At 53.6% G+C, this 23,944-nt stretch carries 19 protein-coding genes and 1 tRNA gene; 4 read left to right on the forward strand and 16 right to left on the reverse strand.

Going from position 1 to position 23,944, the window contains the following annotated elements; genetic code table 11:
* Positions 1–46 precede the first annotated feature (46 nt).
* The 14 genes from pstB to KO216_RS09445 form a co-directional block, all read right to left on the reverse strand.
* Positions 47–826 carry a phosphate ABC transporter ATP-binding protein PstB gene (pstB, locus tag KO216_RS09380; protein ID WP_215523935.1) on the reverse strand — a complete coding sequence of 260 codons (780 nt, stop codon included), beginning with the start codon at positions 824–826 and terminating at the stop codon, positions 47–49.
* Between the two features lie 57 nt (positions 827–883).
* Entirely contained in the window at positions 884–2,044 is a 1,161-nt protein-coding gene (gene pstA / locus KO216_RS09385) for a phosphate ABC transporter permease PstA (protein WP_251452042.1), read from the reverse strand.
* On the reverse strand, positions 2,045–3,016 hold the full coding sequence (pstC, locus tag KO216_RS09390) for a phosphate ABC transporter permease subunit PstC (RefSeq protein WP_251452045.1): 972 nt from the start codon (positions 3,014–3,016) through the stop codon (positions 2,045–2,047).
* 81 nt (positions 3,017–3,097) lie between these two features.
* Positions 3,098–4,198 carry a phosphate ABC transporter substrate-binding protein PstS gene (pstS, locus tag KO216_RS09395; protein ID WP_215523936.1) on the reverse strand — a complete coding sequence of 367 codons (1,101 nt, stop codon included), beginning with the start codon at positions 4,196–4,198 and terminating at the stop codon, positions 3,098–3,100.
* A gap of 157 nt (positions 4,199–4,355) precedes the next feature.
* The gene (locus tag KO216_RS09400) at positions 4,356–5,147 is read right to left on the reverse strand and encodes a class I SAM-dependent methyltransferase (RefSeq protein ID WP_309547313.1); all 792 of its coding nucleotides are present in this window, start codon (positions 5,145–5,147) and stop codon (positions 4,356–4,358) included.
* On the reverse strand, positions 5,140–5,805 hold the full coding sequence (locus tag KO216_RS09405; RefSeq protein ID WP_215523938.1) for a DciA family protein: 666 nt from the start codon (positions 5,803–5,805) through the stop codon (positions 5,140–5,142). Before KO216_RS09405 ends, KO216_RS09400 begins: the two co-directional genes overlap by 8 nt.
* Positions 5,802–7,115, reverse strand: coding sequence for a DNA replication/repair protein RecF (recF, locus tag KO216_RS09410; protein WP_215523939.1), 1,314 nt, complete (start codon positions 7,113–7,115; stop codon positions 5,802–5,804). Before recF ends, KO216_RS09405 begins: the two co-directional genes overlap by 4 nt.
* Before the next feature lie 24 nt (positions 7,116–7,139).
* On the reverse strand, positions 7,140–8,273 hold the full coding sequence (dnaN, locus tag KO216_RS09415; protein WP_215523940.1) for a DNA polymerase III subunit beta: 1,134 nt from the start codon (positions 8,271–8,273) through the stop codon (positions 7,140–7,142).
* A gap of 207 nt (positions 8,274–8,480) precedes the next feature.
* Positions 8,481–9,275 (reverse strand): ABC transporter ATP-binding protein, encoded by a 795-nt coding sequence (locus KO216_RS09420; protein ID WP_215523941.1) that lies wholly within the window; start codon positions 9,273–9,275, stop codon positions 8,481–8,483.
* A complete protein-coding gene (locus KO216_RS09425) occupies positions 9,268–10,092 on the reverse strand; it encodes an ABC transporter ATP-binding protein (protein ID WP_215523942.1) in 825 nt (274 codons plus the stop codon). The genes KO216_RS09420 and KO216_RS09425 overlap by 8 nt, the downstream gene beginning before the upstream one ends.
* A complete protein-coding gene (locus tag KO216_RS09430; protein WP_215523943.1) occupies positions 10,089–10,928 on the reverse strand; it encodes an ABC transporter permease in 840 nt (279 codons plus the stop codon). Before KO216_RS09430 ends, KO216_RS09425 begins: the two co-directional genes overlap by 4 nt.
* Positions 10,925–11,887, reverse strand: a complete 963-nt coding sequence (locus KO216_RS09435) for an ABC transporter permease (RefSeq protein ID WP_215523944.1) — start codon at positions 11,885–11,887, stop codon at positions 10,925–10,927. The genes KO216_RS09430 and KO216_RS09435 overlap by 4 nt, the downstream gene beginning before the upstream one ends.
* Before the next feature lies 1 nt (position 11,888).
* The gene (locus tag KO216_RS09440) at positions 11,889–13,391 is read right to left on the reverse strand and encodes an ABC transporter substrate-binding protein (protein ID WP_215523945.1); all 1,503 of its coding nucleotides are present in this window, start codon (positions 13,389–13,391) and stop codon (positions 11,889–11,891) included.
* Positions 13,392–13,851: 460 nt separating this feature from the next.
* Positions 13,852–13,927, reverse strand: a tRNA-Lys gene (locus KO216_RS09445).
* A 146-nt stretch (positions 13,928–14,073) separates the two neighbouring features.
* On the opposite strand from KO216_RS09445, the gene purT reads away from it, so the two are divergent.
* From purT to KO216_RS09465, 4 genes are all read left to right on the forward strand, one after another.
* Positions 14,074–15,288 carry a formate-dependent phosphoribosylglycinamide formyltransferase gene (gene purT, locus KO216_RS09450; RefSeq protein ID WP_215523946.1) on the forward strand — a complete coding sequence of 405 codons (1,215 nt, stop codon included), beginning with the start codon at positions 14,074–14,076 and terminating at the stop codon, positions 15,286–15,288.
* A 223-nt stretch (positions 15,289–15,511) separates the two neighbouring features.
* Positions 15,512–15,835, forward strand: a complete 324-nt coding sequence (locus KO216_RS09455) for a histone-like nucleoid-structuring protein Lsr2 (protein ID WP_215523947.1) — start codon at positions 15,512–15,514, stop codon at positions 15,833–15,835.
* A gap of 53 nt (positions 15,836–15,888) precedes the next feature.
* Positions 15,889–16,623, forward strand: a complete 735-nt coding sequence (locus tag KO216_RS09460; RefSeq protein WP_215523948.1) for a phosphoglyceromutase — start codon at positions 15,889–15,891, stop codon at positions 16,621–16,623.
* 348 nt (positions 16,624–16,971) lie between these two features.
* Positions 16,972–18,105: an ABC transporter ATP-binding protein gene (locus tag KO216_RS09465; protein WP_215523949.1), complete on the forward strand. Its 1,134-nt coding sequence runs from the start codon at positions 16,972–16,974 to the stop codon at positions 18,103–18,105.
* Between the two features lie 268 nt (positions 18,106–18,373).
* On the opposite strand, the gene KO216_RS09470 is transcribed toward KO216_RS09465, so the two are convergent.
* Both KO216_RS09470 and KO216_RS09475 read right to left on the reverse strand, forming a co-directional pair.
* On the reverse strand, positions 18,374–21,736 hold the full coding sequence (locus KO216_RS09470; protein WP_215523950.1) for a CAP domain-containing protein: 3,363 nt from the start codon (positions 21,734–21,736) through the stop codon (positions 18,374–18,376).
* Positions 21,737–22,167: 431 nt separating this feature from the next.
* Entirely contained in the window at positions 22,168–23,934 is a 1,767-nt protein-coding gene (locus KO216_RS09475) for a CAP domain-containing protein (RefSeq protein WP_215523951.1), read from the reverse strand.
* Between the last annotated feature and the right edge of the window lie 10 nt (positions 23,935–23,944).

A 23,944-nucleotide genomic window follows, 5' to 3' on the forward strand; every position in this document is an offset into this window, starting at 1 on the left:
GCTCTTAACTTCTGCCACTTACCTTCGTTACCTTCGCGCGAGCCCCCTATCCGAAACGCCCCGCAATATAGTTTTCGGTAACTTTTTCGTGAGGGGTGAGGAAGACGGATTCAGTAGGCCCGATTTCCACCAGTTTCCCCGGTTGGCGCGGCCCGGCGATATTAAAGAATGCGGTCTGGTCAGAGATCCGCGCCGCCTGCTGCATATTGTGAGTAACGATCACAATCGTATAAGTCTGTTTCAACTGAGAAATCAGGTCTTCAATCGCCAAAGTAGAGATAGGGTCAAGCGCCGAACAAGGTTCATCCATCAGCAGCACCTCGGGCTTTACTGCAATCGCCCGCGCAATGCACAAGCGTTGTTGCTGCCCACCAGACAGGGAAGCGCCCGGTTTATCTAGCCGATCCTTAACTTCTTCCCATAGGTTCGCACCCTTGAGGGATTCTTCAACAATCTGCTCGCTCTCGGATTTGCTGATTTTCACCCGATTCAGATGCAAGCCCGCTAACACATTGTTCTTAATCGACATGGTAGGGAAGGGGTTCGGACGCTGGAATACCATGCCGATCATCCGCCGCACCTCCACCGGGTCGACCTCTTTGCCGTAAAGGTTATCCCCGTTGAGTAGGACTTCACCCGCAATGCGCCCTCCGGGAGTGACCTCATGCATCCGGTTCAAAGTGCGCAGCACCGTGGATTTTCCACACCCCGACGGCCCAATCAGGGAAGTTACCGTTTGGGTTTCAATCGTCATATTTACGTCCTCTACGGCTTTGAAATCTCCGTAGTAAACGTCTAAGTGTTTAGTTTCTAAACAGATTGCCATTTTCTTTTCCTATTTGCTTTGCTTCTTGGAGCCCTGCTGGTAGCGAGGGCGAGTTATTTATTTACCAATCGAGAGTTTCTTGGCTACGAACCTGGCTCCCAGATTCAAAACCAAAACCGCGAATACCAGCACTAAGGCGGCGCCCCAGGCGCGATCCACATTGATAGTGGGGTTACAGTTCACCGCGTGGGCGGCACAAGAAACCGTGGAGGTGTACTGCTGATAGATATAGACCGGCAGGGTTTCCATGCGCCCGGAAAACACATTGTTATTGATTGCATCGAACATGCCGGCGGTAATCAGTAAGGGGGCGGTTTCTCCCACGATTCGTGCAATCGCCACCACCACCGAGGTTACTAGCCCAGCCGCGGAGGTGCGCAGCACCACCGAGATCACGGTGCGCCATTTGGGAACCCCCAAAGCATAGGATGCTTCCCGCAAATCATTAGGCACCAGCCGCAACATTTCCGCTGATGAGCGCACTACCAGCGGAATCATCAATACCGAAAGGGCAACTGCCCCCATTAAGCCGGAACGGTAGGCCGGCCCAATCACAATGGTGAACAAGGCAGCCGCGAACAGACCGGCAACGATCGAGGGTATACCGGTCATCACGTCTACCAAGGTAGTAGTGAGTTTCGCGAACTTAGTATTGCCCGCGTATTCGGTCAGGTAGATGGCTACCAGCAGCCCTATCGGTACCGAAATAACCGCTGCTACCAGGGTAATCAGTAGGGTACCCACCATCGCGTGGTAGATACCACCGGCCTCCATTCCTCCGTACACGCCCTTCATAGACACGCTCAAGAAATAGGGGGAAATAATCCCGATACCCCGCCGAATAAGTTCGTATCCGATGGAAGCTAAAATCGCCAGCACCAGCAGACCGCACATCCACATCGAAGCCGCAATCGCGTTATTGGTGAATCGGCGGCGGAATGAAAGCGCTTTATCGCCACCCAGTTTGGCGTGTTTAAGCTCTGTATTAGGCTCTCCGCTTTCTAGTTTCTCCTGGTACTTCAGCTTTCGCTCCAGGATTACTGCCTGCAAAGCAGAAGTATTATCCGAGGTGGAAAGAGCCGCAAGCTGATTACTTTTGCCCAGGCTCATCGCCCCGGTACCGGCGGGAGCTTGCCCGGCTTTAACCGGCGTGTGCCCGGCGCCTATAGATTGTTGCTTTATTTTTAGGTCGCCCTGATTCTGATTTTCTTCACTCATTTATTTCCCCGAACTTTCCTTGCGGGCTACCATCCAACGAGCACCCGAATTGACCAGTAACGTCAGCACAAACAGCACTAGACCAGTGAAGATTAGCGCCGCCGCCATATTGGAATCGGCCTCCGGGAACTGGAGGGCGATATTAGAGGCAATCGTAGAGTGCGCTCCGGCTCTAAACAGCGACCACACATAAGAGGCGCCGGGCGAAAGTACCATCGCCACGGCCATAGTTTCCCCGAGTGCCCGTCCTAGCCCGATCATTGCTGCCGAAACCGTACCGGAACGCCCAAATGGCAGAACCACGGTTTTTATCATTTCCCACTTGGTGGCGCCCAACGCCAGAGCCGCTTCCATTTCGAGAGCGGGAGCGCGGGCATAAACCTCGCGGCACAGCGCGGTAATAATCGGAATCACCATAATCGCCAGCACCACCGAGGCTGCAAAAATCACCCGCCCGATTGGAGATACTGGCCCTGAAAATAGGGGAAACCAGCCAAAATAGGTGGCAAGGAATTCCATAATCGGTTGCAAAATAGGCAGCAATATTAGTCCGCCCCATAGGCCGTATACCACTGAGGGAATCGCTACCATCACGTCAATCAATCCGGCGATAATCGCCGAGATTTTCTGGGGAGCATAGAAGTTTACAAATATCGCCAGCGCCATAGAAAGCGGTAAGGCAATCGCTAAGGCGACCGCCGCTGCCAGGACTGTTCCAAAAAGCTGGGGCGCCACGTACTCCCAGATGCTGACCATTTCGGTGCGTCCGCGCATCCGCAGCCGCAAATCCGGGTTAGAGATTGCCGGCCAGGCTTGCAAAGTCAGGAACATCGCTACCAGAGCTAACACTGCCGCGATAACCACTGCTGAACCTTTAGTAGCAAGATAAAACAATCCATCCCAGTTAAAAATTCCTTTTCGGGAAAGGGATTGTTGAGATTCTCGTTTTTCGGGGAGGGTTTTGGTACTCACGTTTACTCCAGGTGGTTAAGGCCAGGAGTACTGGCACTTCGCCGGTACTCCTGGCCACCATTGCCCATATTTAGGGAGTTCTTACTTGATTGCGTCTAACGCAGTAGTGATTTTCTTCGTGATTTCCTTCCCCAGGGGAGCAGATCCGGCTGCTTCGGCAGCTTTCTGCTGTCCATCGGCGGATACCACGTAGTTGACCCAGGCTTTCACCAGTTTGGCGGTGTTGGCATCTTTGTACTGCGGGCAAACCGCGTAGTAGGAAACCAGTACCAAGGGGTAGGCCTGGGAATCATCGGGGGTGCGGTTGAGTTTCAACGCCAGGTCGTTCTTTTCTCGTCCGTCCTCAACTTTGGCATTTTCCACGATCTTGGCGGCTGCATCTGCAGAGTATTCCACGAAACCATCACCCGCTTTGAGCGCTGCAGTCCCGAAATCGCCGGCCTGAGAGGCATCGATATAGCCGATCGCACCCACAGTTTTCTTTAGGTTATCCACTACGCCCGCGGTTTTATCCCCGGATTCGCCGCCAGCCACCGGCCAATCTTTTGATGGCTTATCCGGCCAAGCATCCGGGGCCGCTGCGTGCAGGTAGTCGGTGAAGTTCTCGGTTGTACCCGACTGGTCAGCGCGGTGTATGGCTACAATCTTGGAGTCAGGTAGCTTGGCGTCAGCATTATCGGCGGCGATCGCGGGGTCATTCCATTTGGTGATTTCCCCGCGGAAGATCTTGGCGATGGTTTCTGGCTTCAGGTTCAGTTTCTTGATGCCATCCAGGTTGAAGGCCACCGCCACTGGGGATACATAAACCGGCAGGTTGATCGCTTTGGAGTCTTTACAAACCGCAGCTGATTTTTCGACTTCTTCGCTAGTCAGTGCCTGGTCAGTACCGGCAAAAGACACGCCACCCTGTAGGAAGGTGGTCACCCCTGCCCCGGAACCTGTGGGGTCATAGGTTACTTCCACATTCTTAGCTACATCCGCAAACCCGGCTTTCCAAGCCTCAACGGCACTTTTTTGGGAGGACGCGCCCGCGCCCGCTAACTTGCCGGAAATATCAACAGTTTCCGTTTTCTTAGAGTTATCTGTATTTCCAGTGGCATTATCGGAGCCACAGGCGGCCAAGCTAGTTGCTGTCAAGGCAAGACCAGCGATAACCGCTAAAGATTTAATGCTCTTGCGCATATCTTTCCTTCGATTCTTTTAGATTTTTCATTGACACTTGCAAAGTAAACGAAGAAGTTAACACCATTCTGACGGCAGCGTTAATTTTTAGTTAACAGTGTTTCAAGGTAGAAAAATTACCCCTGTAAAACTGTTTTACCTGTGCTAATGAAAATAACTAGCCAATTTTTGGAGCAACCCACACCAGGGTGTAATAGGGCAAAGTGACATTTTGGCTGGGGTCTAAAGCCAAATCGCCCCACAGATACGATCGCAGATTACTCTGCATATGTTGCTTCCCCCGCTCACTAGCCTTCAGATAGGAAGAGCGGGTCTTGGCCAGGGCAAAGAGGGCGGCAACTGGGATAGATATTCCCCATTGGAACAGTTTCAGCTCCGGGGTAGCGAATTGTTTTCCTACTTGCGGCACTCGGTCCGGGTGGTGCACATCCCCGGAACGCATCACCCGCGAAAGCCGCTTTACCCAGGGGAAAGACACATTCATCTGGTTGTAGATGATCACTAGGCGTCCGCCGGGTTTCATCACTGTGGCCGCGGCTGCGCAAGCCGCCTCCCTATCGACCCAATGCCAGGATTGCGCAAAACAAAGCGCATCGAAAGTATTGGGTGCAAATAAGTCGGCGACGTCCTCGGCCTTCCCTTCAAAAAGAGGGACTTGCGGGAGGGATTCGCGGAACATTTCCCGCATGGACGCCGCGGGCTCTAGGGCGCTAACTTTTACCCCCTGCGCTACTAACGCCCGGGTAAACTTCCCGCTACCAGCCCCAACATCTAAAACTTGGGGGTTTGCTAATCCGGAGAGCCCCGCGCGAACAGCAGCTGGTAGATAGGCGGGCCGGTAACGTTCATAATCAGTTCCGGCCAAAGTGTAGGGGTTTCCTCCGCGCGCAGCTCCGCCAACCTGCTGCTCATCGGTAATACTTCCAGGAGGCGGACCTAGATTAACCATAGGTATCGCGGGGACCGCGCCCTTTAACCGAACGTGGTCCATGTTTCCAGGAGGGTGCCTGCGGGCCCAGCACAATCAACCTTTTTATCACCACAGAACCGGCATGATCCTCAATTAATCCCATTAACTGCGGAATCAGATTACGCAGCTCGCTTGCCCAACGGGTAGAGTCGCAGCGCACCACCACATCCCCATCTTTGATTGATTCGATTTGCGCGTGTTGAGCCACCTGGCTACCAACTATTTGTTCCCAATTGGCTTTCAGTTTGCCCACATCCAGCATTTGCCCGAAGCCAAAGTTATGTACATATTTTTCCCAAACCGCGCTTAACCTGCGTGGTTCCCTCCGTGACCATCTGCCGCCGTGGCCTCCACCTGCCAGTCCCGGAGAGGGCTGTAACTGTGCTAATCCGGGAACTCGATCGCGGGCGTAGCTATCATTTATTCCCTTAATCTTCCCCAGCGAGATTTCCTCGGACTCTAGGGAGTCAGTGTCTTTAGAAGCGGTGGCAGCTAGCCCGTCCCAGTTGCGTCGTCCCCGATAACGTCGCAGCTCGCCAGCCGACATTCTGATTAGCCCTTTAGAAAAGGCGTGTTCTTGGGCGGCGCGCAGCACCCGCTGAGTGTAGGTAGGAGTTTCCTCTGGCTGCTCGCTCATGAGGGATCCTGCCGGTTATCTTCGCGGAGAGCTTCCCCGCTGACTTCGCCAGATACGGTCATTGGGGTGACGGTGGTTCCTTGGGCGGCGCGCAGCACCTCAAAAAAATGTGCTTCTATTTCGGGGGGTAAATCTTTACGGCTGGTGGCGGTAATCAACACCTGATCAGCGCGGTTCATGAAATCGAGGAGGGCGGATCTGCGGGAAGGATCCAGTTCCGCAAAAACGTCATCCAAGATCAGGATGGGAGTTTCCCCCACCTGCCGTAACAGCTCAAACTGTCCTAGGCGTAAAGCGAGGGCGGCGCTCCAGGTTTCTCCGTGGGAAGCAAACCCCTTCACCGGTAAGGCATCTAACATCACCGCTAAATCATCGCGGTGCGCACCTGCCAGGTTGACCCCGCGAATCAGTTCTTCCTCGCGGCGAGCCGCGAAAGTTTCTCGGAGTGCCGCCTCGACTGCCTGCGGGTCAGCCAAATCAGCGGGAGCCGCGAACGACGGCACATAGGACAATCCCAAGGTTTGGGAGGAGTTCGCCAGATGTTCTTCTCCTAAAACCAGCAGGTAAGCCTGCACCGCGTGAGGGGTAAGCGCCTGCAAAGCCCGGACTCTACCCGCAATTAAACGCGCTCCCACCTGGGCTAACTGATTATTCCAAACATCGAGGGTAGATAGTTCTAAAGATAGATCTGCCCCGCGGCGCTTCTTTTTTGCCGCCTGCTTCAACAGGGCGCCGCGCTGGCGCAAAATCTTTTGATGCTGACTGATAGTGCCGGCCTCTACCGGCCACAGTTGCACCAATAAGTCATCGAGGAAACGTCTGCGAGCTGCCGGATCGCCTTGTAAAATATCTAAATCTTCGGGAGCGAACAGCGTAGTAGCAATCAGACCTCGTACCTGTTTTAGAGGTACCGGGGAGCGCGCTAGGCGGGCGCGATTAGCCCTCCCGGAACCTATTTCCAGGTCTACTTGCATTTCGTGATCCTGGCTGTGGGCTTTCACTCGAATAACTGCCGCCCCTGGCGCGGTACTCTCAGAACTGCTATCTGCCTGTTCGCCCTCGGTTTCTGAACCTGCTAGCGCCGTTCCCTCGCGGGCAGCGAGCGCCGCCGATTGGGGGGCGAAGCGCACCAGCGCGCTGTCTGCACTGGAGCGATGGGAGTGGAAGTTCGTTAAATACCCGATTGCCTCCACAAAATTGGTTTTACCTTGACCATTGGGGCCAACCAGGATATTTACCCCCGGCGATAAATGCACAACGCAGTGGTGAAAACTGCGGTAATCATCCAGGGCAATATCGGAAATATACATGGCTTTGGGCGCTACCCCGCCTGACTAGGAAGAATAGCGAATCGGCATTAGCAGATACCTAAAGTCCACAGAATCGTCACCATCTAGTTCTTCCTGTCCGGTAATCACCGCCGGCTTGGTGGGGTGAGTAAAGGACATCCGCACATAGTCGGAATCCAAAGCGCCTAAACCATCCAGGAGATACTGGGAGTCAAACACAATCATCATTGGCTCATCTGCAATAAAGGTGCAGGTCATTTCTTCATGCGCCTGCGCATCATTGCCCTGCCCGGCCTCTAAAGTAAGGGTGCCATCCGCGAAATTCATGCGGATCTGGGCGCTGCGGTCAGTCACCAAAGAGACACGTTTAATTGCCTGCTCAAGTTCTTCGCGGCGAACCACTGCCTTAATAGGCGCTTCTTTGGGGAAAAGGCTGGTCACCGGAGGATAATCTCCTTCGGTTAGCTGGGAAGTAATCTTGCGTCCTCCGGCTTCTAGGGCGATAATCGCCCCACCCTCGGAAGAGTTTTCTAAACCTAAATGAATCTCTCCTGCGCCGGAAAGTGCCTTGGCCATTTCCGAAAGAATCCGTGACTTTACCAGCGCATCTGCGGAAAAATCAGTTTCTTTAGGTTGCCATTCCATTTGCCGTACCGCCAGGCGATAGCGGTCGGTAGCCATTAGGCTCAGGTGGGAATCCGCCAGTTCCATCCGCACCGTGGCCAGCAAAGGTAGGGCTTCATCGGAGGAGGCAGCGCGGGAAACCTGGGCTACTGCGCGCGCGAACTCAACCGAGTCGAGTTCTCCGATAGCCTCGGGGATTTGCGGCAAAGCCGGGTAATCATCCAGGGGCATCACTGCCAACTGGAAACTGGAGGCGCCGCAGGAAATGCTGACTTTACCCCCCTCCATCTGCACAGTTACCGGCTTCTTGGGGAGCTGTTTGCAGATATTAGCCACCATTTTTCCGGAAACCAGGACTTCGCCCTCTGATTCCACATCGGCCTCAAATTGGTTCCGAGAGGAAACTTCATAGTCGAAGCTGGACAAGGTGACGATCCCGGCCTTGGCGCTCATCCACACCCCGCCTAATACCGCCACTGCTGGACGTGCCGGCAAAGTGCGGGCGGTCCAACTGATTGCGTCCTCGAAAACATCCCGCTCGACTACGAACTTCATGCGCTGCCCCTTTTATCTTCTTGACCATGGTGTATGGCGCGAAATTTGCAAAATCCAGCCGGTGAAAACCGGGCTGAATAATTTGTTCCAGTCTCCCATTATAGGGTTTCGCACCCCGATTAGCACTAAAGCGCCAAAAACTGGGGATAACGCGCCGATTCTTACTTTACGGGACAGATTATTCGCAGCTGCAACCGGTTTTGAGGGTTAGCTTCTCAGGTTTAACTGGGGTGCGGCCGCGATGAGTTCGCGAGTATAGTCCTGCTGCGGATGAGAAAACACCTGCTCAACCGGACCTTGCTCTACGATTATTCCCTCTCGCATCACTATTACCCGCTGGCAAAGGTGACGCACCACCGCCAGGTCGTGACTGACAAACAGCAAAGTCAAGTTTTCCCGCTGGGCAATCTGCATTATCAGATTCAAAACTTGAGCACGCACTGAAACGTCCAGCGCGGAAACTGCTTCATCAGCTATTAGCACGTCAGGACGCGCTGATAGGGCGCGGGCGAGGGCGATTCGTTGCCGCTGGCCTCCCGAAAACTGGTGGGGATATTTATCGGCGTCTTCGCTGCTTAAACCGACTTCTGCCAGTACTTCCTCTAGGCGAGCGGGGATATCAGTAGGCACCCCCTCGCGTCCGCGAACCCAGGGGGAACGCAGCGGTTCGGTAATAATTTTGCCCACCCGCATCCGCGGATCCAGGGAACTGAGCGGATCTTGAAACACGATTTGTACCCGGGCACGCAACTCCCCTAACTGCTTTTCTTTTAATCCGGTAATCGTGCGACCCGCGAATTTGATTTCTCCGCTAGTAGGACGGGAAAGAGCACATAGCATCCGAATTAAGGTGGATTTTCCGGAACCGGATTCGCCTACGATTCCCAGACGTTCCCCGGCAGTGACTTCCAGGCTTACTCCAGCTACCGCGCGTACCTCTCCGGAGGAACGCGGATAGATTTTCACTAAATCTTGGGCGCGGAAAATCGGTTGCTCACTCATCGCTCCCCCTAAAGAAATCACTCAGGACGGGCAGGCGTGCTCCCGGTTTTACCGCCGCGATATCGGCGGTTGCCAGCAGGCCGCGCGTATAGGGATGTTTAGGCTGTTCCAGCACTTGCCGCAGGGAACCGTGTTCCACGATTTGCCCCCGATACATCACCAGCAGATAGTCACATATCTGGTTAACCACCGCTAAATCGTGGCTGATAAACAGACAGGCAGAGGCGCTTCGAGACAGCTCTTTATCTAAAAGCCGGAGCACCTTCGCCTGCACAGTAACGTCCAAAGCAGTGGTGGGTTCATCGCAAATCAGCAGTTGCGGGGCATTTATCAGCGCCATTGCCATCATTACTCGCTGACGTTGTCCCCCAGACAGCTGATGAGGAAAGGCGTTGGCGCTCTGCTCCGGCTGGGGCAAACCCACCCGTTCCAGCATTTTTATGACTTCCTGGCGCTTGTCACTCCGTCCGCGTTGATGCAGCGCTAAAACCTCCGCCACCTGTTTACCGACTCGCATCGTGGGGTCGAGGGCGGTCATCGGTTCTTGAAAAATCATCCCGATTTTAGCGCCTCGCAACCGCGCCATCTGTCTATCTGCCAGCGGCAATAATTCTTTTCCGTCAAGGGAAACCGACCCGGAGATTTTTGCGCCCTCCCCGAGCAGACCCATTAGGGCGAGCGCGGTCACTGATTTCCCCGAACCAGATTCACCAATCAAACCCACCCGCGCCTGGGGCGGAATCTCGAAACTGATTCCTTTAACTACCTGGCGTCCTCTAAAGGAAACCTGCAGGTTATCTACTATTAGTCCCTTCATTGCCGCTCCCGAAGTCGCGGATCTAGCACCTCGCGCAGCCCGTCACCTAAAAGGTTGAACCCTAAAACAGTCAGAGCAATCCCCAGGGCGGGCCACAGCGCCAACTGCGGATTTACCAGCAGCGACTTTTGGGCCTCAAACAGCATCAACCCCCAGGTGGGAGTGTCGGGACGGGTACCTAACCCCAGGTAGGAAAGGGCGGCCTCCGCCAAAATTGCGAGGGCGAAACTTACCGAGGCCTGCACGATGATTGTGGGAGCGATATTGGGTAACACGTGGGTGAAGGTGGCGCGATAGCGGGGAGTACCTGCCGCCCTGGCCGCCACCATATAGTCCTGCGACATTACCCCCAAGGTGGCTGCCCGGATATTGCGGGCAAATGCGGGAGTCGAGGCGATTCCGATCGCCACCATCGCGGTCCAGGTGGAACCGGATCCGCGCGCCGCCGCCAGCAAAATCGCCAGGAGTAGGGCGGGGAAGGCATAGAGAATATCTAGGGAGCGCTCAATAATTCTGGCCGGCCATCCTCCACGCCCCGCAGCATAAACACCCAGCGGAACCCCGATTATGGCGCCGATACTGACGGAAACTATCCCCACCAGCAGACAGATTCCGGCTCCCGAAAGCATCCTCGAAAACACGTCGCGTCCAAAATCGTCAGTTCCGAAAATATGGGAGGAAGAGGGCGCACTTAAACGCTGCTCGCTAACTTCCGTAGGGTCAAATGGCAGATAGAGGAAAGATATTATTCCCATCAGCACGATGAGACTTACTAGCGCGATCCCGATCCACAGATTGGGCTGGCGGCGTAACGATAGTTCCCGGTCGGTTTTCATCGCTCCACCCCCTGCCGGATTCGAGGATCCAGTAACTGGTAAACCACGTCTACCAGCGCATTAATTACCAATACCGCCGCGACCAGAATCATCACTACCGCTTGCACTACGGTTAAATCTCGCTGCCCAACCGCGGCGATCAGGTAGGTGCCCAAACCGGGGATTGCAAATACTTGCTCTACGACAATCGCCCCTACCAGCAGGGTGGAAAGTTGCAGCCCCAAGACCGTGATTACCTGTAAAGATGCGTTTCTCACCCCGTGACGCACTAGCGCCCCCGGAAAACGCCAGCCAATCGCCCTCGCCGTGCGGAAATAGTCCTGTTTGATTACTTCGATAAAAGCCGAGCGGGTGTAGCGGGTAAGTACCGCTCCTTGCACTATCGCTATCGAAAGTGCCGGCAGGAATAGATAGCGCGCCCATTCCAGCGGATCATCCTGGAAAGAAACGTAACCGTTTGCCGGCAACACCTGCAGTTTAACCGCAAAAACTATGGTCAGCAGCATTCCGGCAAGGAATGCGGGGATCGCCATCCCTAACTGGCTGAGGACAGACACCACGATCCCGCTCTTACGGTTACGGCGCAATGCCCCGAGCATACCCAGGGGGATTGCCAGCACTAAAGCCAGGATCATCCCCGCGAACACCAGCGAGAATGTGGCCTCTAGGCGGTGGGGAAGCTGCTGAGAGATTGCCTGTCCGGTAAATATCGAGGTACCCGGATCTAGGCGTAGCATTCCACCCAACCAGCTGAAATAGCGCAAAATTAGTGGCTGATCCAGTCCCATAGCTGCCCGCAGTTGCGCCACCGAACCCGGGTCGGCATTCGCCCCTAAAATCACGCCGGTCACGTCCCCTGGAAGCAGGTTTATCAGCAAGAACACCACTAGCGAAGCCACTAATAGGCTCACTATTAGGGTGGCTACCCGCTTCAGGATGGCCTGTGCCGGCGCTTTCATCTCAACTCTGGTAGCTAATAGACGATAGGTCGAAGGACAGCCCGGTTACATTCGCGGCTAGGCCGGAAATATCTGCCTTGGTCACAATCAGGTTGGGCAGCAGCCACAAGAATCCGGCGGCGGCATCATCAGAGAGTACCTTCGCGGCCTCCTTCATATATTTGACCTGGTCTTCCGGGGAAGCCTCATCGGCTTTTTGATACAAATCCCGGAACTCCTGCGAATCGTAATGCCAGTAATAATCGGTGTTGGTGAAGCGAGAAATATCGCGCGGCTCCATATGGGCAACAATAGTCAGGTCGTAATTCGATTTGACCATTACCTCATCAATCCAACGCGCCGGGAACTCTAACTGCTCAATCTCTAAGGTAATCCCCACTTTAGAAAGTTGGCTCTTAATATGGGTGGCCGCTCCCGAGGCATAGGGCAAAGTAGGAATCCGCATCTTGAGGGTGAGTCCCTCTCCGTATCCCGCTTCTGCCAACAGTTTCTTGGCTTTTTCCCGATCTAAAGGATAGGCAGAAGACAGATCTTCATACCAGGGATCAGTCGGCGGCACCATCGATCCAATCAACAAGCCTTTACCTGCCCAAACTGCGTCCCGCACCGCTTTGCGGTCAATGGCATAGTTAATAGCTTGGCGCACTCGCTTATCTTTGAGGGCTGCTTGCTGCTGATTCATCCCCATCACCACTTCGCCATTAGTGTGGCCTTCCAGCACTTTGAAGCGGGAATCATCGCTGAACTTATCGAGTGCCTGGGGGGCAGCCAGGTTAGAAATAATATCTAGCGAACCAGAAAGCATCGCGGTATTCATCGCGTTAGGGTCGGAGAAATAGCGGAAAGTCGCTCCTTTGACCTTCGGTTTTTCACCCCAATACTTCTGATTAGTGGCTAACTGGATTTCTTCCCCCTGTCGCCACTCTTTCAAGGTATAAGGGCCAGAACCTGCCGGTTTAGTCGCCAAGTCACCCTTATCGAGTGCCTGCGGATCATAAATAATCCCGGCAGTCGAACTCAGGTAATACAGCCACGCATTCGAGGGGTGCGACAGCTCAAACTGGACTTTGTTTCCCCCGAGGTCTTTCACCGCCTTCAGGGCTTCCATTTCTTGCTTGCGGGTAGGGCTCACGGTTTTATCAGTCAGCAAATAGTTGAAAGATTTGGCGACCGCCGCCCCATCAACCGGGGCACCCGAAGCAAACTTCGCGTCTTTCAAAGTAAAGGTATAGGTCTTGCGATCAGCAGAAACCTGGTACTCTTTCGCCAGCAGTGGCACCAGCTTGCCCTTGCCGTCCACCCGCAGCAAAGTTTCATACACGTTATAGAGCAACGCATAGGTAATCGCCGCCGCATCGTTATGCGAGGGATCTAAAGTCGAGGGCGTAGCATGCACCCCGATAGTCAGCACTCGCTCGGATTTACTATTTGACGAATTGGTACTGGAACAGCCAGCTAACACCAAACCGGCAACAGCCAGCACAGCCAAAAGACGCTTACGCAAGGATCTCCCCTTTATCGGCGATGGGTCATGATCGTTTCAATCATAACGCTTGCCCGCCCCGCCCGAATTTTTCGCTCACTGCCAGCTACGAGGATGGATTGCGTAAACACAGACGAGGGCGCGGGGGAAGAAGTTTTTCCTCAGAACAAAATCAAAGAAACTGGACTGTTGAGCGCGTGGGGGCTAGGTTTTTCCTCCCGCCCAAGAATTCGAAAAACGTAGCGACGTTTTCCGAATCCTTATGCCCACCGCACCCACTCGGATAAAACCTAGCCCCCGTGCGACATCAAGTGGTTAGCTTCAAAATCTAAGGTGCCCGCAAGGGTCGCGGCCGGTAAAAGATACGAGAGGGGCTTGACCGGCGAAGCCGGTCACGGGGTCCCCGGAGTGCTTTTACCGAGCCAGACCCGCAGCGCATGCTAAAGCAAAATGTGGATAACTGCAGGGATTAAACGAGTTCTGGTACGCCCGCAGGGGATCGAACCCTGGACCCACGGATTAAAAGTCCGTTGCTCTACCAACTGAGCTACAGGCGCCTGCCATAAAGGCACGTTTTATTCTACAAGGACAACGGCCATTTCCCAACTTAGATTTTGGTTGCTTACCTCACTAAAGAACCCGTAAAGTAGTATTCAAATCCCTCCATTAAACGGCGGGAATTCACTTCTAGGAAAGGGTTTTCATGCTCACGCCAACTACTTTTGGAACCCCCATGTCGAAATCCGCTTTGCGGGTATTATTGCTCGGCTCGGGAGAGTTAGGTAAAGAATTGGCGATTGCATTCACTCGACTAGGGGTGGAAGTCCACGCAGCGGATCGCTACCAAAACGCCCCGGCACAGCAGGTGGCGCACTATTCCTACGTTCTAGATATGACCGACGGTAAACAGGTAGATTTCCTGGTGAAAAAGGTGCGCCCGCATTTTATTATTCCGGAAATTGAGGCTATAGCTACCGCCACTTTGGAAGAAATCGCAGCTTCCAGCCAGGTGACGGTAATCCCCACTGCTCACGCCACTCGTCTCACTATGGATCGGGAAGGTATCCGCCGCCTCGCCGCCGAGGAACTGGGTATCCCCACTTCCCGGTATGTGTTTGCTTCCGGGGAGGAGGAAATGCGCCAGGCGGTAGACAAAATCGGGCTGCCCTGCATCGTAAAACCGGTAATGTCCTCTTCTGGAAAGGGCCAGTCCCTGCTGAAAACCCCAGCGGATATTGAGCCTGCCTGGCATTACGCTCTGGAGGGAGGACGCGGCGCCAGCCAGGGACGAGTAATCGTGGAAGGCCTGGTGGATTTCGACTATGAAATCACCCTATTGACGGTGCGTTCTCTCGACCAGCAGACGGGACAGACAGTCACTAGTTTTTGCGAACCTATAGGTCACCTGCAGGTAAATGGGGATTATCACGAGTCTTGGCAACCGACACCTATGGAAAGTGGGGTGCTAGAAAAAGCGCAAGCTATTTCCGAGAAAGTTACCACCGCCCTGGGTGGGCGCGGCATTTTCGGGGTAGAACTGTTCATTTGCGGAGATGAAGTCCTCTTTTCCGAGGTGTCGCCGCGTCCTCATGACACCGGCATGGTGACTATGGCTTCTGGTTACCTCTCCGAGTTTGAGCTCCATGCCCGCGCTATTTTAGGGCTACCGGTCGATACCCGCCTGCGTACTCCGGCGGCCTCCGCGGTGATTTGCGCTCCGCTTGCAAGCGCCGCTCCGGTTTATCGCGGTTTAGCGTCAGCTCTTGCTATTCCGGAAGTAGATTTAAGGCTATTTGGTAAACCGGATTCTCGCCCCGGCAGGCGAATGGGAGTGGCGTTGGCGCGCGGAAATAACATTGACCAGGCGCGGGAACGCGCCAAGAAGGCTGCCGGATTAATCACGGTTCAAGATGCCTGATAAACCGGGAATAATAGTTTTTACTTTCGAGCAGTAAACCTATTTTTTCGCTTTCTACCGGTTATCTTGGCTATATTCAGCAATAAATACCACCGATTTTATTTTTAGGTTGCCGCCTTTATCGGTTTTGTTTTCGATATTATTTAACAAGATATAGAAATGCATTATTGCCGGCGTTAAAATAAGAGGCAAAAGCAAACCTCGAAAAGGGAAAGGTAAAAGTATGGCCAGAAAAACCAGAATTGTTCTGATTGATGATATTAACGGCGAACTTGGGGATGAAACCATTAAGTTCGGTCTTGACGGCGTTGATTACGAAATCGATTTAACTACCGAAAATGCCAAGAAGTTCCGTGACCTTATGGATCCGTGGATTCAGGCAGGACGCCGGGTAGGGGGACGCCGCGTGGCCGGCACCGATACCCGCCCGGTTTCGGATGCCGCCAAGATTCGTGCCTGGGCACAGAAACAAAATATGCAGGTTTCCGAAAAGGGACGTATTTCCGCAAAGGTGCGTGCTGCCTACTATCACGCTCATTCAAAATAAATTCGGGACTTATACCCCGTGCAACCTCACTCTCAAAATGAAAGACTAAAGATATGACTTACAAATTGATACTGCTCCGTCACGGGCAAAGCGAATGGAATGCTAAAAATCTTTTCACCGGGTGGGTAGATGTTCCGCTATCCGACCAGGGCCGCAAGGAAGCCACCCACGGCGGTGAACTATTAAAGCAAGAAAACATCTTGCCGGATATCGTATTCACCTCCCTGCTGCGCAGGGCGATTATGACCGCCAACCTTTCTTTGGATGCCGCTGATCGGCACTGGATCCCAGTGAAGCGTAACTGGCGTCTAAACGAACGCCACTACGGCGCTTTGCAGGGCAAAGACAAGAAAGCTATCCGCGACCAGTACGGCGATGAACAGTTCATGCTCTGGCGCCGTTCCTACAGCACTCCTCCCCCAGAAATTGAATTGGGATCTGAGTTTTCCCAAGATGCCGATCCGCGTTATGCGGGAGAGCCGATTCCGCGCACCGAATGCCTGGAGCAGGTGCTAGAGCGCTTGCTGCCTTATTGGGAACAGGAAATCGTTCCGGAACTCAAGAGTGGCAAGACGGTGCTTATTGCCGCACACGGTAACTCGTTGCGCGCGATTGTAAAGCACCTGGATCAGATCAGTGACGAGGATATTTCCGGTCTGAATATTCCTACCGGGGTTCCTTTGTACTACGAGCTGGATGAGGATCTACAGCCGGTCAAGAAGGGCGGAACCTACCTGGATCCGGATGCCGAAGCTAAGATTGCGGCGGTAGCCAACCAGGGCAAGTAACCCTGATAAGCAGTTTTTTCTCTGACAGTCCCCGAGGTCGCCCTCGGGGACTTTGTCATATCTAGCCCCGGTTCCTTCGGGCTTTGGGGTTAATCCGGCTGCGCCCTCGCAACCGGAAAGAGGTAGATTTTCGGGTCTGAGGGCGGGGTGAGAGACAAAAAGTGCGAATTGACACAACTTTGGCGTATCTCACTACCGCAGGGGCAAAAAATATGGCAGACTGAGATGTAGGCGCAACCAGCGCTCGTGTCGCAGGTGACACGTGGGGAAGATATTTCCCGCAGTTACAAAAAGACACTCCACTCGGATCGTCGGGCACGTACCTGCCCGTGGAGGAGATATATAAATATGGGAAAAGTTGTATTTGATTCGGTATCCCGAATCTATCCGGGGTCAGATCACCCGGCTGTTGATAAATTGAATCTGGAAATCGAAGATGGAGAATTCCTGGTTTTGGTGGGTCCTTCGGGCTGCGGCAAAACTACTTCGCTACGGATGTTGGCTGGTCTAGAGGACATTAACTCCGGCAAGATTTACATTGGGGATAAAGATGTAACCAATGTGCAGCCCAAAGACCGCGATATCGCGATGGTTTTCCAGAACTATGCGCTTTATCCGCACATGACGGTGCGTCAGAACATGGGTTTCGCCCTCAAGATCGCTAAGGTTCCGCAAGAGGAAATCGATAAGCGGGTCGAGCAGGCCGCCGAAACTTTGGATTTGACTCAGTATCTGGATCGTAAACCGAAGGCTCTTTCTGGTGGTCAGCGTCAGCGCGTGGCTATGGGTCGCGCGATTGTGCGTAAACCTCAGGTGTTCTTGATGGACGAGCCACTGTCGAACTTGGATGCGAAGCTGCGGGTACAGACCCGTACCCAGATTGCCCAGTTGCAGCGTACTTTGGGGGTCACCACCTTGTACGTGACCCACGACCAGACCGAGGCGCTCACCATGGGCGATCGGATCGCGGTGATTGCGGGCGGTATCTTGCAACAGGTGGGCACCCCGCGGGAACTCTATGATCGCCCCGCGAATGCTTTCGTGGCTGCCTTCATCGGTTCCCCAGCTATGAACATCGGTACCTTCAAGGTAGAGAATGGTTCGGCAGTGCTGGGCGGAGCCAAGATTCCGTTGGCGCCGTCTACTGTGGACGCGCTGAAGCCCGAGGATAACGGGGAAGTCATTATTGGTTTCCGTCCCGAGGCTCTCGAAGTTCAAGAGGCCGGGGTGGATCCGGAGCACACCATTCCGATCAAGGTGACCCACGTTGAGGAACTGGGCTCTGACGGCTATGTTTACGGCACTTTGGATGGTTATGACGCTAAGGAGCATCGCACCGATGATCGTCCTTGTTTGAAGCAGGTAACTATCCGCGTGCCTCCGCATTCTGCGCCCCCCGAGGGATCAGTAATGCCGGTACGGATTAAAGAGGGCGGGCGTCATATTTTCTCGGCCTCTACTCAAGAGCGGCTACCGGAATAAACTAATCAAATAGCAACCACAATTGTGGGGGCAGGCGTTTCGCCTGCCCCCCATTGCTATGGTGAGTAGCGCCTGGAGGCTCATACCAAGTCATGGGCTAATGCCCGAACCTTTATTCGCTAGGCGGGTATTGGCATGTTCCCCTGATTAGGTACTAACCCATTACCCACCGATGTAGGGCTGATAACCGAAATTTATTGCGGGGTCAATGCCCGTTTTGAACATTGACCCCGCCTGGCGTGATTTACGCTAGCTAAACAGGTGCTTACTAGCGCGCATGCTTCGGCTGGCGCCGCCGAGCAACCAGGTAGGCTCCGGCACCTGCGCTGATTACGGATAGCCCCAAAATGGTGGACAAATCAGCTGCCCCGGTGTTCCCGAGGCCGGAACTGGAAGCGTTAGCTTGCTCACCTGCATGTTTACCTGCCGAGGATGACCCGGGTGCGATGCAGTCTTGGTAGAGCTTCTCGTAGGTGGCTTTCGCCTGATCCAACTGAGTGGTAGCCTGCTGCAAGGCAGCTTCAAATGGCTGCAAGGCAGCTTTAGCCCGTTGATATTCTGGCTCTGCCTGCTTGACAGTTTCCGCAGCGGCTTCCGTGGCTGCTACCGCAGGCGGATATTCCTGATATTTTCCAATCACCGCAGCAATCGCGTCCTGCGTGGCTTGACTGGCAGTTGGAGCTGCGGGCGCACGGAGCATGGAGATTGCCCTAAATGCGGCAGGGGCAGCTGGGGCAGGGTTACTGCCTGGCTGCTGCTTAACCCAGGTGTCTAGGTCGGGCACTTCCTGCGCGGCATTGTTATCTGCCTCAGCCTGATCTTTAGCTGCCTGGGCACTATCTTTTGTTACCCCAGCGTCCTGTTTTGCTTTATCAGCTTTTTCTTTTGCCGCGTTCGCATCAGTTACGGCTTTATCTGCGGCTTCGGCATTAGCCTTGGCCTCATCCGCAGTCTTTTGCGCGGCGTCTTTGTCTGCGTAAACCTTACCAGCCGCGTCGTTTGCCGTCTTGGCGTCCGCTGCTTCTTTATCAGCTTTGTCTTTAGCTTCCTTTGCCTCAGTTGCCTTGGTGGTAGCTTCGTCAGCTTTCTGCTTCGCTTCGCTTAGCTTGGTTTCGGCGTTGGCTGCTGCCGCATCGGCTTTAGCTTTTTCGGCTTTAGCGGTTTCAAGAGCGCTTAGAGCTGCATCAATCGCTTCTTGAGCTGCTTTCAGTTTCTCATCAGCATTATCGTGGATAGCCAACGCTTCTTGATATTTCTTGTTGGCCTCAGCCAAAGCTTTTTTATTTTCGTCTACTGATTTTTGCGCGGCATCGGCATCCTGCTTCTTTGCGTCTACCTCAGTTTGTGCCTTGGTAACTGCCTGATCAGCTTTAGTCTTTTCATCCTTAGCAGTATTCACTACCTCGGTTTTTTGGCTAACCACAGTCCGCTGTTTTTCGATATCCGCGACGGATTTAGTTAGTGCGTCCTGAGCCTTAGTAGCATCAGCATTCGCCTTTTCTAGCTCCTGTTCCGTTTGTGCCAACTTGTCTTGGCAGGCTTTACATTTCTGTGCTTCCGCCTTGGCGGTAGCTGTTGCCTGCTGCAAGTTAGTCTCTGCTTCTGTTTGCGCCGCTTGCTTTTTTGCAAGCGTAGCTTGAGCTGCAGTTAACGCGGTATGTGCGTCTTTAGAACCATTATCCTTGGCATCTCTCAAAGGGCTGTAGTACTTCAGTAATCGTTCCCTGTAGTCCGACACGCTGTAGGAAGTTTCTGAGGTGGTAGTGGAAGCTTGCTGAATGTCTACAAGTGGGTTAGACCCAAAACCGAAACCGGCATATTTAAAATTTGCATTCATTACCTGTTCGTAGTGACCGGTAGTATTCACAATCCAGTATCCGTACTGACCTTCCTTATGATCATCGTAAGAGACCGAACCACCATTATCATCGTAAAATTGCTTTTCTGCTCTATACCAACCGTCGAAGGGGTCTTCGTGCCAAGCTAGAATCTCCCCTTGACCGACATTGCCCCCCCAATTATGTGTATGGTCGCGGGTAATTGCAGAAGCATTGGCGTTTATTTGAGCAAGCGCCATAAGCTCATCTGTTACTCGTAGGGCATCCATGGGGGCAAAGTTATTGTCCCCGGCTTTTCTAAGGGCATTGCCTTGATCGATATAATCAAGTGCTTTCAGCATGTTCTCGAGTGAAGTTGTATCACCATCAGCTCCCATATGAGTGTAATTCATAATCGGGACTTCTTCGCCTGTGAAATTGCCCTCCTTATCTTTAATTTTGACTTTGTAGGTAGTTTTGAACTGCTCCAATGCCTTCTGCGAATTTACACTCTCAAAAAAGCCTATTGAGCCTTTTGCAATCTGCGCTTTAGCTTCGGCTTTGGAGGCTTCGACAGCTGCTTCGGCTTTCTTTACCGCATTCCGAGCCGCTTCCACTGCGGCGTCAGCTTCTTCCTTAGCCTTCGTAGCTTTCTCTACCTCTGCTTTGGCAGCGTCACACTTCGGCTGCTGCTCATTTAAGGCTTTTTGCGCGTTATCTTTACTGGTTTCGGCATCGGTTTTCGCTTGGACGGCGTTGTTATAGTTTTGCTGCGCGGAATTTTCATCATCCTGCAGCTGCTTCAGCTTATCTTTGGCAGCATTCAGGGCTTCTTGAGCGTTTTTGACCGCCTGCGCCTTTTCTGCCGCCTCGTTCTTCGCGGTATCTAGTTTCGTTTTAGCCTCGGACAATGCGTCATTCGCAGTCTTTTGGTCGTTGACGGCATTATCGTAATCTTTCTTCGCCGTATCTAATTTGTTTTGTGCGTCTTGTAGCGCATTGTCGCTTCTAATAGCCTCTTGCACGGCCTGAAGTTTCTGATTTGCCTTATCTAACGCAGTTTGCTTTTCCTGTACGTCATTCGCAGCGTCTTTAGCTTTTTGCTCCGCAGCTTGCTTGGCGGTTTCAGCATTCTTAGCATCCTGGTCCGCCTTTTCAGCAGCCTTGGTGGCTGCGTCTAGGTTAGATTTAGCTTCCGCGGCTTTTTCTTGTGCATCTTTTAGTTTCGCTGCAGCATCATCGGCAGCCTGCTTAGCTTCAGCTACCGCGTCAGCTCCGGGAGCAGCGTCCTGCGCCTGCTTATTCGCGTTATCTGCGGCCTCTTGATTCGTCTTCGCGTTATTGAGGTTTTCTTCGGCTTTCTTTGCCCGTTGCTCAGCCTCAGCAAGAGTCTGCTCCGCTTCCTGCAGCTTCTCCGCTGCCGCCGCCAGTGCTTGTGCTGCCTGGTCCTGCAGCTGCTGGTGCGCAGCGGTGGCATCATCCCGTTTCTGTTGCTGGGCAGCTTGTGCCTTCCGCAAGGTATCCTGGGCACCCGCATAAGCCGCGAGGGGCTTGGCAATCTCTGGCTTGGCCTGCTCAGTTTCTAAATTCGCGGCGGCGTCCGCGGCTTGCTGCTGGGCGCGCTGATAATCCTTATAGGCTTTATTGACCGCCGAAACGTCAACTCCGACGCGGCATTGTGAAACAGATCCCGGAATATTCAACTTGCCCTGTGGTGCTGCTTGATTAATCCCGAATGCCGCCCCCGCCGGAGCCACCAGAGCAATACCGGTGCCTGCTGCAATCGCTACCTTCGCAACCTTTTTGCGTGCCATGAGATTCCCCTCTATATCCTGTTAGTTTCGCTCGTATCATCAAGCCTTAAGTTCCCTATAATCTTCTCGTATTTAAAGACAAAAGTCCAGTCCAGGGGCATTTTGAAGGGATTTATCCCGAAGTACGGACAGCTGCAAAAAATTAAGAAGTAAATAACGGAAGAAACCACCCGGAAAAAGACACTCCCGATAGTTCTCAGCCCCGAAAACACCAATCGCAAACCCCAAAACCAGAGCCAAAATAACGGGCATTAACCCAAAAAATAATCTGGCTCCTAGACTGGGAACGTCCTAGGAGCCAGATTTTTCTTTTTATTTACTGAAGCCAATCAACCAGGTAACGACTGGATTCTTAGATTATTTTGAGGAGCCGCGTCCTCGTCCCTAAGGACGCGACCCTCTTTGGGACCGTTAGGCATAGAAAACGCAAGTTACCCAACGGAGTATGCGGGCAGCTTCAGCTCGTAGAGAGAAGCTGACATGAACGAGGTGAGCCAGAACTGCACGGTGGGTTGAATCTGCTTACCCTTCATATCGGGGGTCAAAGTCAGAGTGTCACCGGTTCCAACCTGCTTACCGTTTTGGTCCTTCCAGATCACATCGGTGTAGCGCTCAACTGAATCGGAGTTACCCTGCAAGCTAACTTTCGCGATCAGCTTGTCGCCCTGGCGAACTACCTGATCCTGATCGAATCCGTAGTATTCCAGCTTCAGCGGTTCAGAAATCGAGGTGCCCACCGGGTTGGTGACCTTCAAGCGGAAGCGCAAGGACTCGGCCTCGGCGCGGTTGGCAATCGGAGCCGACCGCAGCAGACCCCACTTGTCTTCGGTGCGAGCACCGGGAGCGTAGTCCAGATCGTTCGCGGTTCCGTAGAAGCGGTGATCATTGGGAATCCGGAACTTGTCCTTTACGTCCTCCCAAGTCTTACCGGCATCCTTGGAGCGCTGCCACTGGTACTTCATCCCGGTGGAGCCCTGCACGGTGAGCTTAGCCGGTTCGGCGTATCCACCCTGAGCTACCCGAGGAGCGGCATTCACCTTAATCTGGGGAGCCATCTCGCTGGAGGAGATCATGGGATCGAACAGCTTCACGGTGTAGGTGTAGGAGGAGCGAGTCGCACCCTTAACCCCGGTAACGCTAACCGTGTAGTCACGCGATCCATCGGTACCTACCGGAAGATCCTTGATCTTCGGCATCTTGATCAGCAAGGTGTTGTAGAAGTTCCAGGTCCCCGGACCCTGCCCGTCACGGTCGTTACTAAGAACGGTGGTGGGAACTTCCGCACCGTTCGGACCAGTCACCCGCACCTGTGCTCCAGAGAGGTCAGGACGCTGCGACTTGCTTTCACCACGGAAAGAGATGCTCCAGCGTTCCACATCGTCGCGGTCATCGCGGTTAGTGGTCAGCAGCTGGTAGGGGAAGTAACCGGCAGACGGCCAGGTCATGACTTCCGGCTTGTAAGCGCTGTCATTAGCCAGCTGCTTGTTATTGAAATCAGGGGTGGTGACCAGGTGATCGCCGGTTACCACAATCGCGTTGTAACCATTGACATTCCCGTAGGAGGAGGTCGCCAGAGTGGGATCCATCAGGGCGATGCGGTGACCCAGGCGGTCATTGGAACCAACCTTGGTCATAGTAGAAGCGCCCAAGTTAGAAGGATCAATGAAGTACCACAGAATCTGTTCCGCAGGAGTTTGCCCGGCGCTATCAGACAGGTTCGAGATAGCAGCTCCCTGCTGTGCTTTTTCAGAGAAGCACTTGGAGTTTTCTTGGATCGAGTGAGAAAGGCGACCGTTGGCAGCCATATTAAGAGCGGCCTGCTGCGCATAATCTTGCAGTCCGGAAGTCATATCCATCTTGACTGCCTCGGCACCGTTGAGGCCGCGGAAGAAGTTAAGAGCCCGACCTACCGAGTTAGCGGTGGTGGGGTTGGCTACACCCGCGCGGCATTTATTATGATCCGCACCGTTGTTGGGGCTTTCGGGGTAGTCAGTGTCGGCAATATCGCTAAGGTAACGGGTACGTACCGCTTCCCGGTTGTTGGTGTCAATGGCATTAGCGGTGACTGCAGTAGAACCTGCGGCGGAGGTATTGGTGAAAAAGGTAGCTGCATCGGCCAGGTTTACACCTGCCGCAACCACACCTGCGACCAGAACACCTGCGACCAAAGTCTTGGCGTGCTCTTTCCACGTTTTCATCGTAGATCCC

This window comes from Varibaculum prostatecancerukia, assembly GCF_943169825.2.
Classification (GTDB): Bacteria; Actinomycetota; Actinomycetes; order Actinomycetales; family Actinomycetaceae; genus Varibaculum; species Varibaculum prostatecancerukia.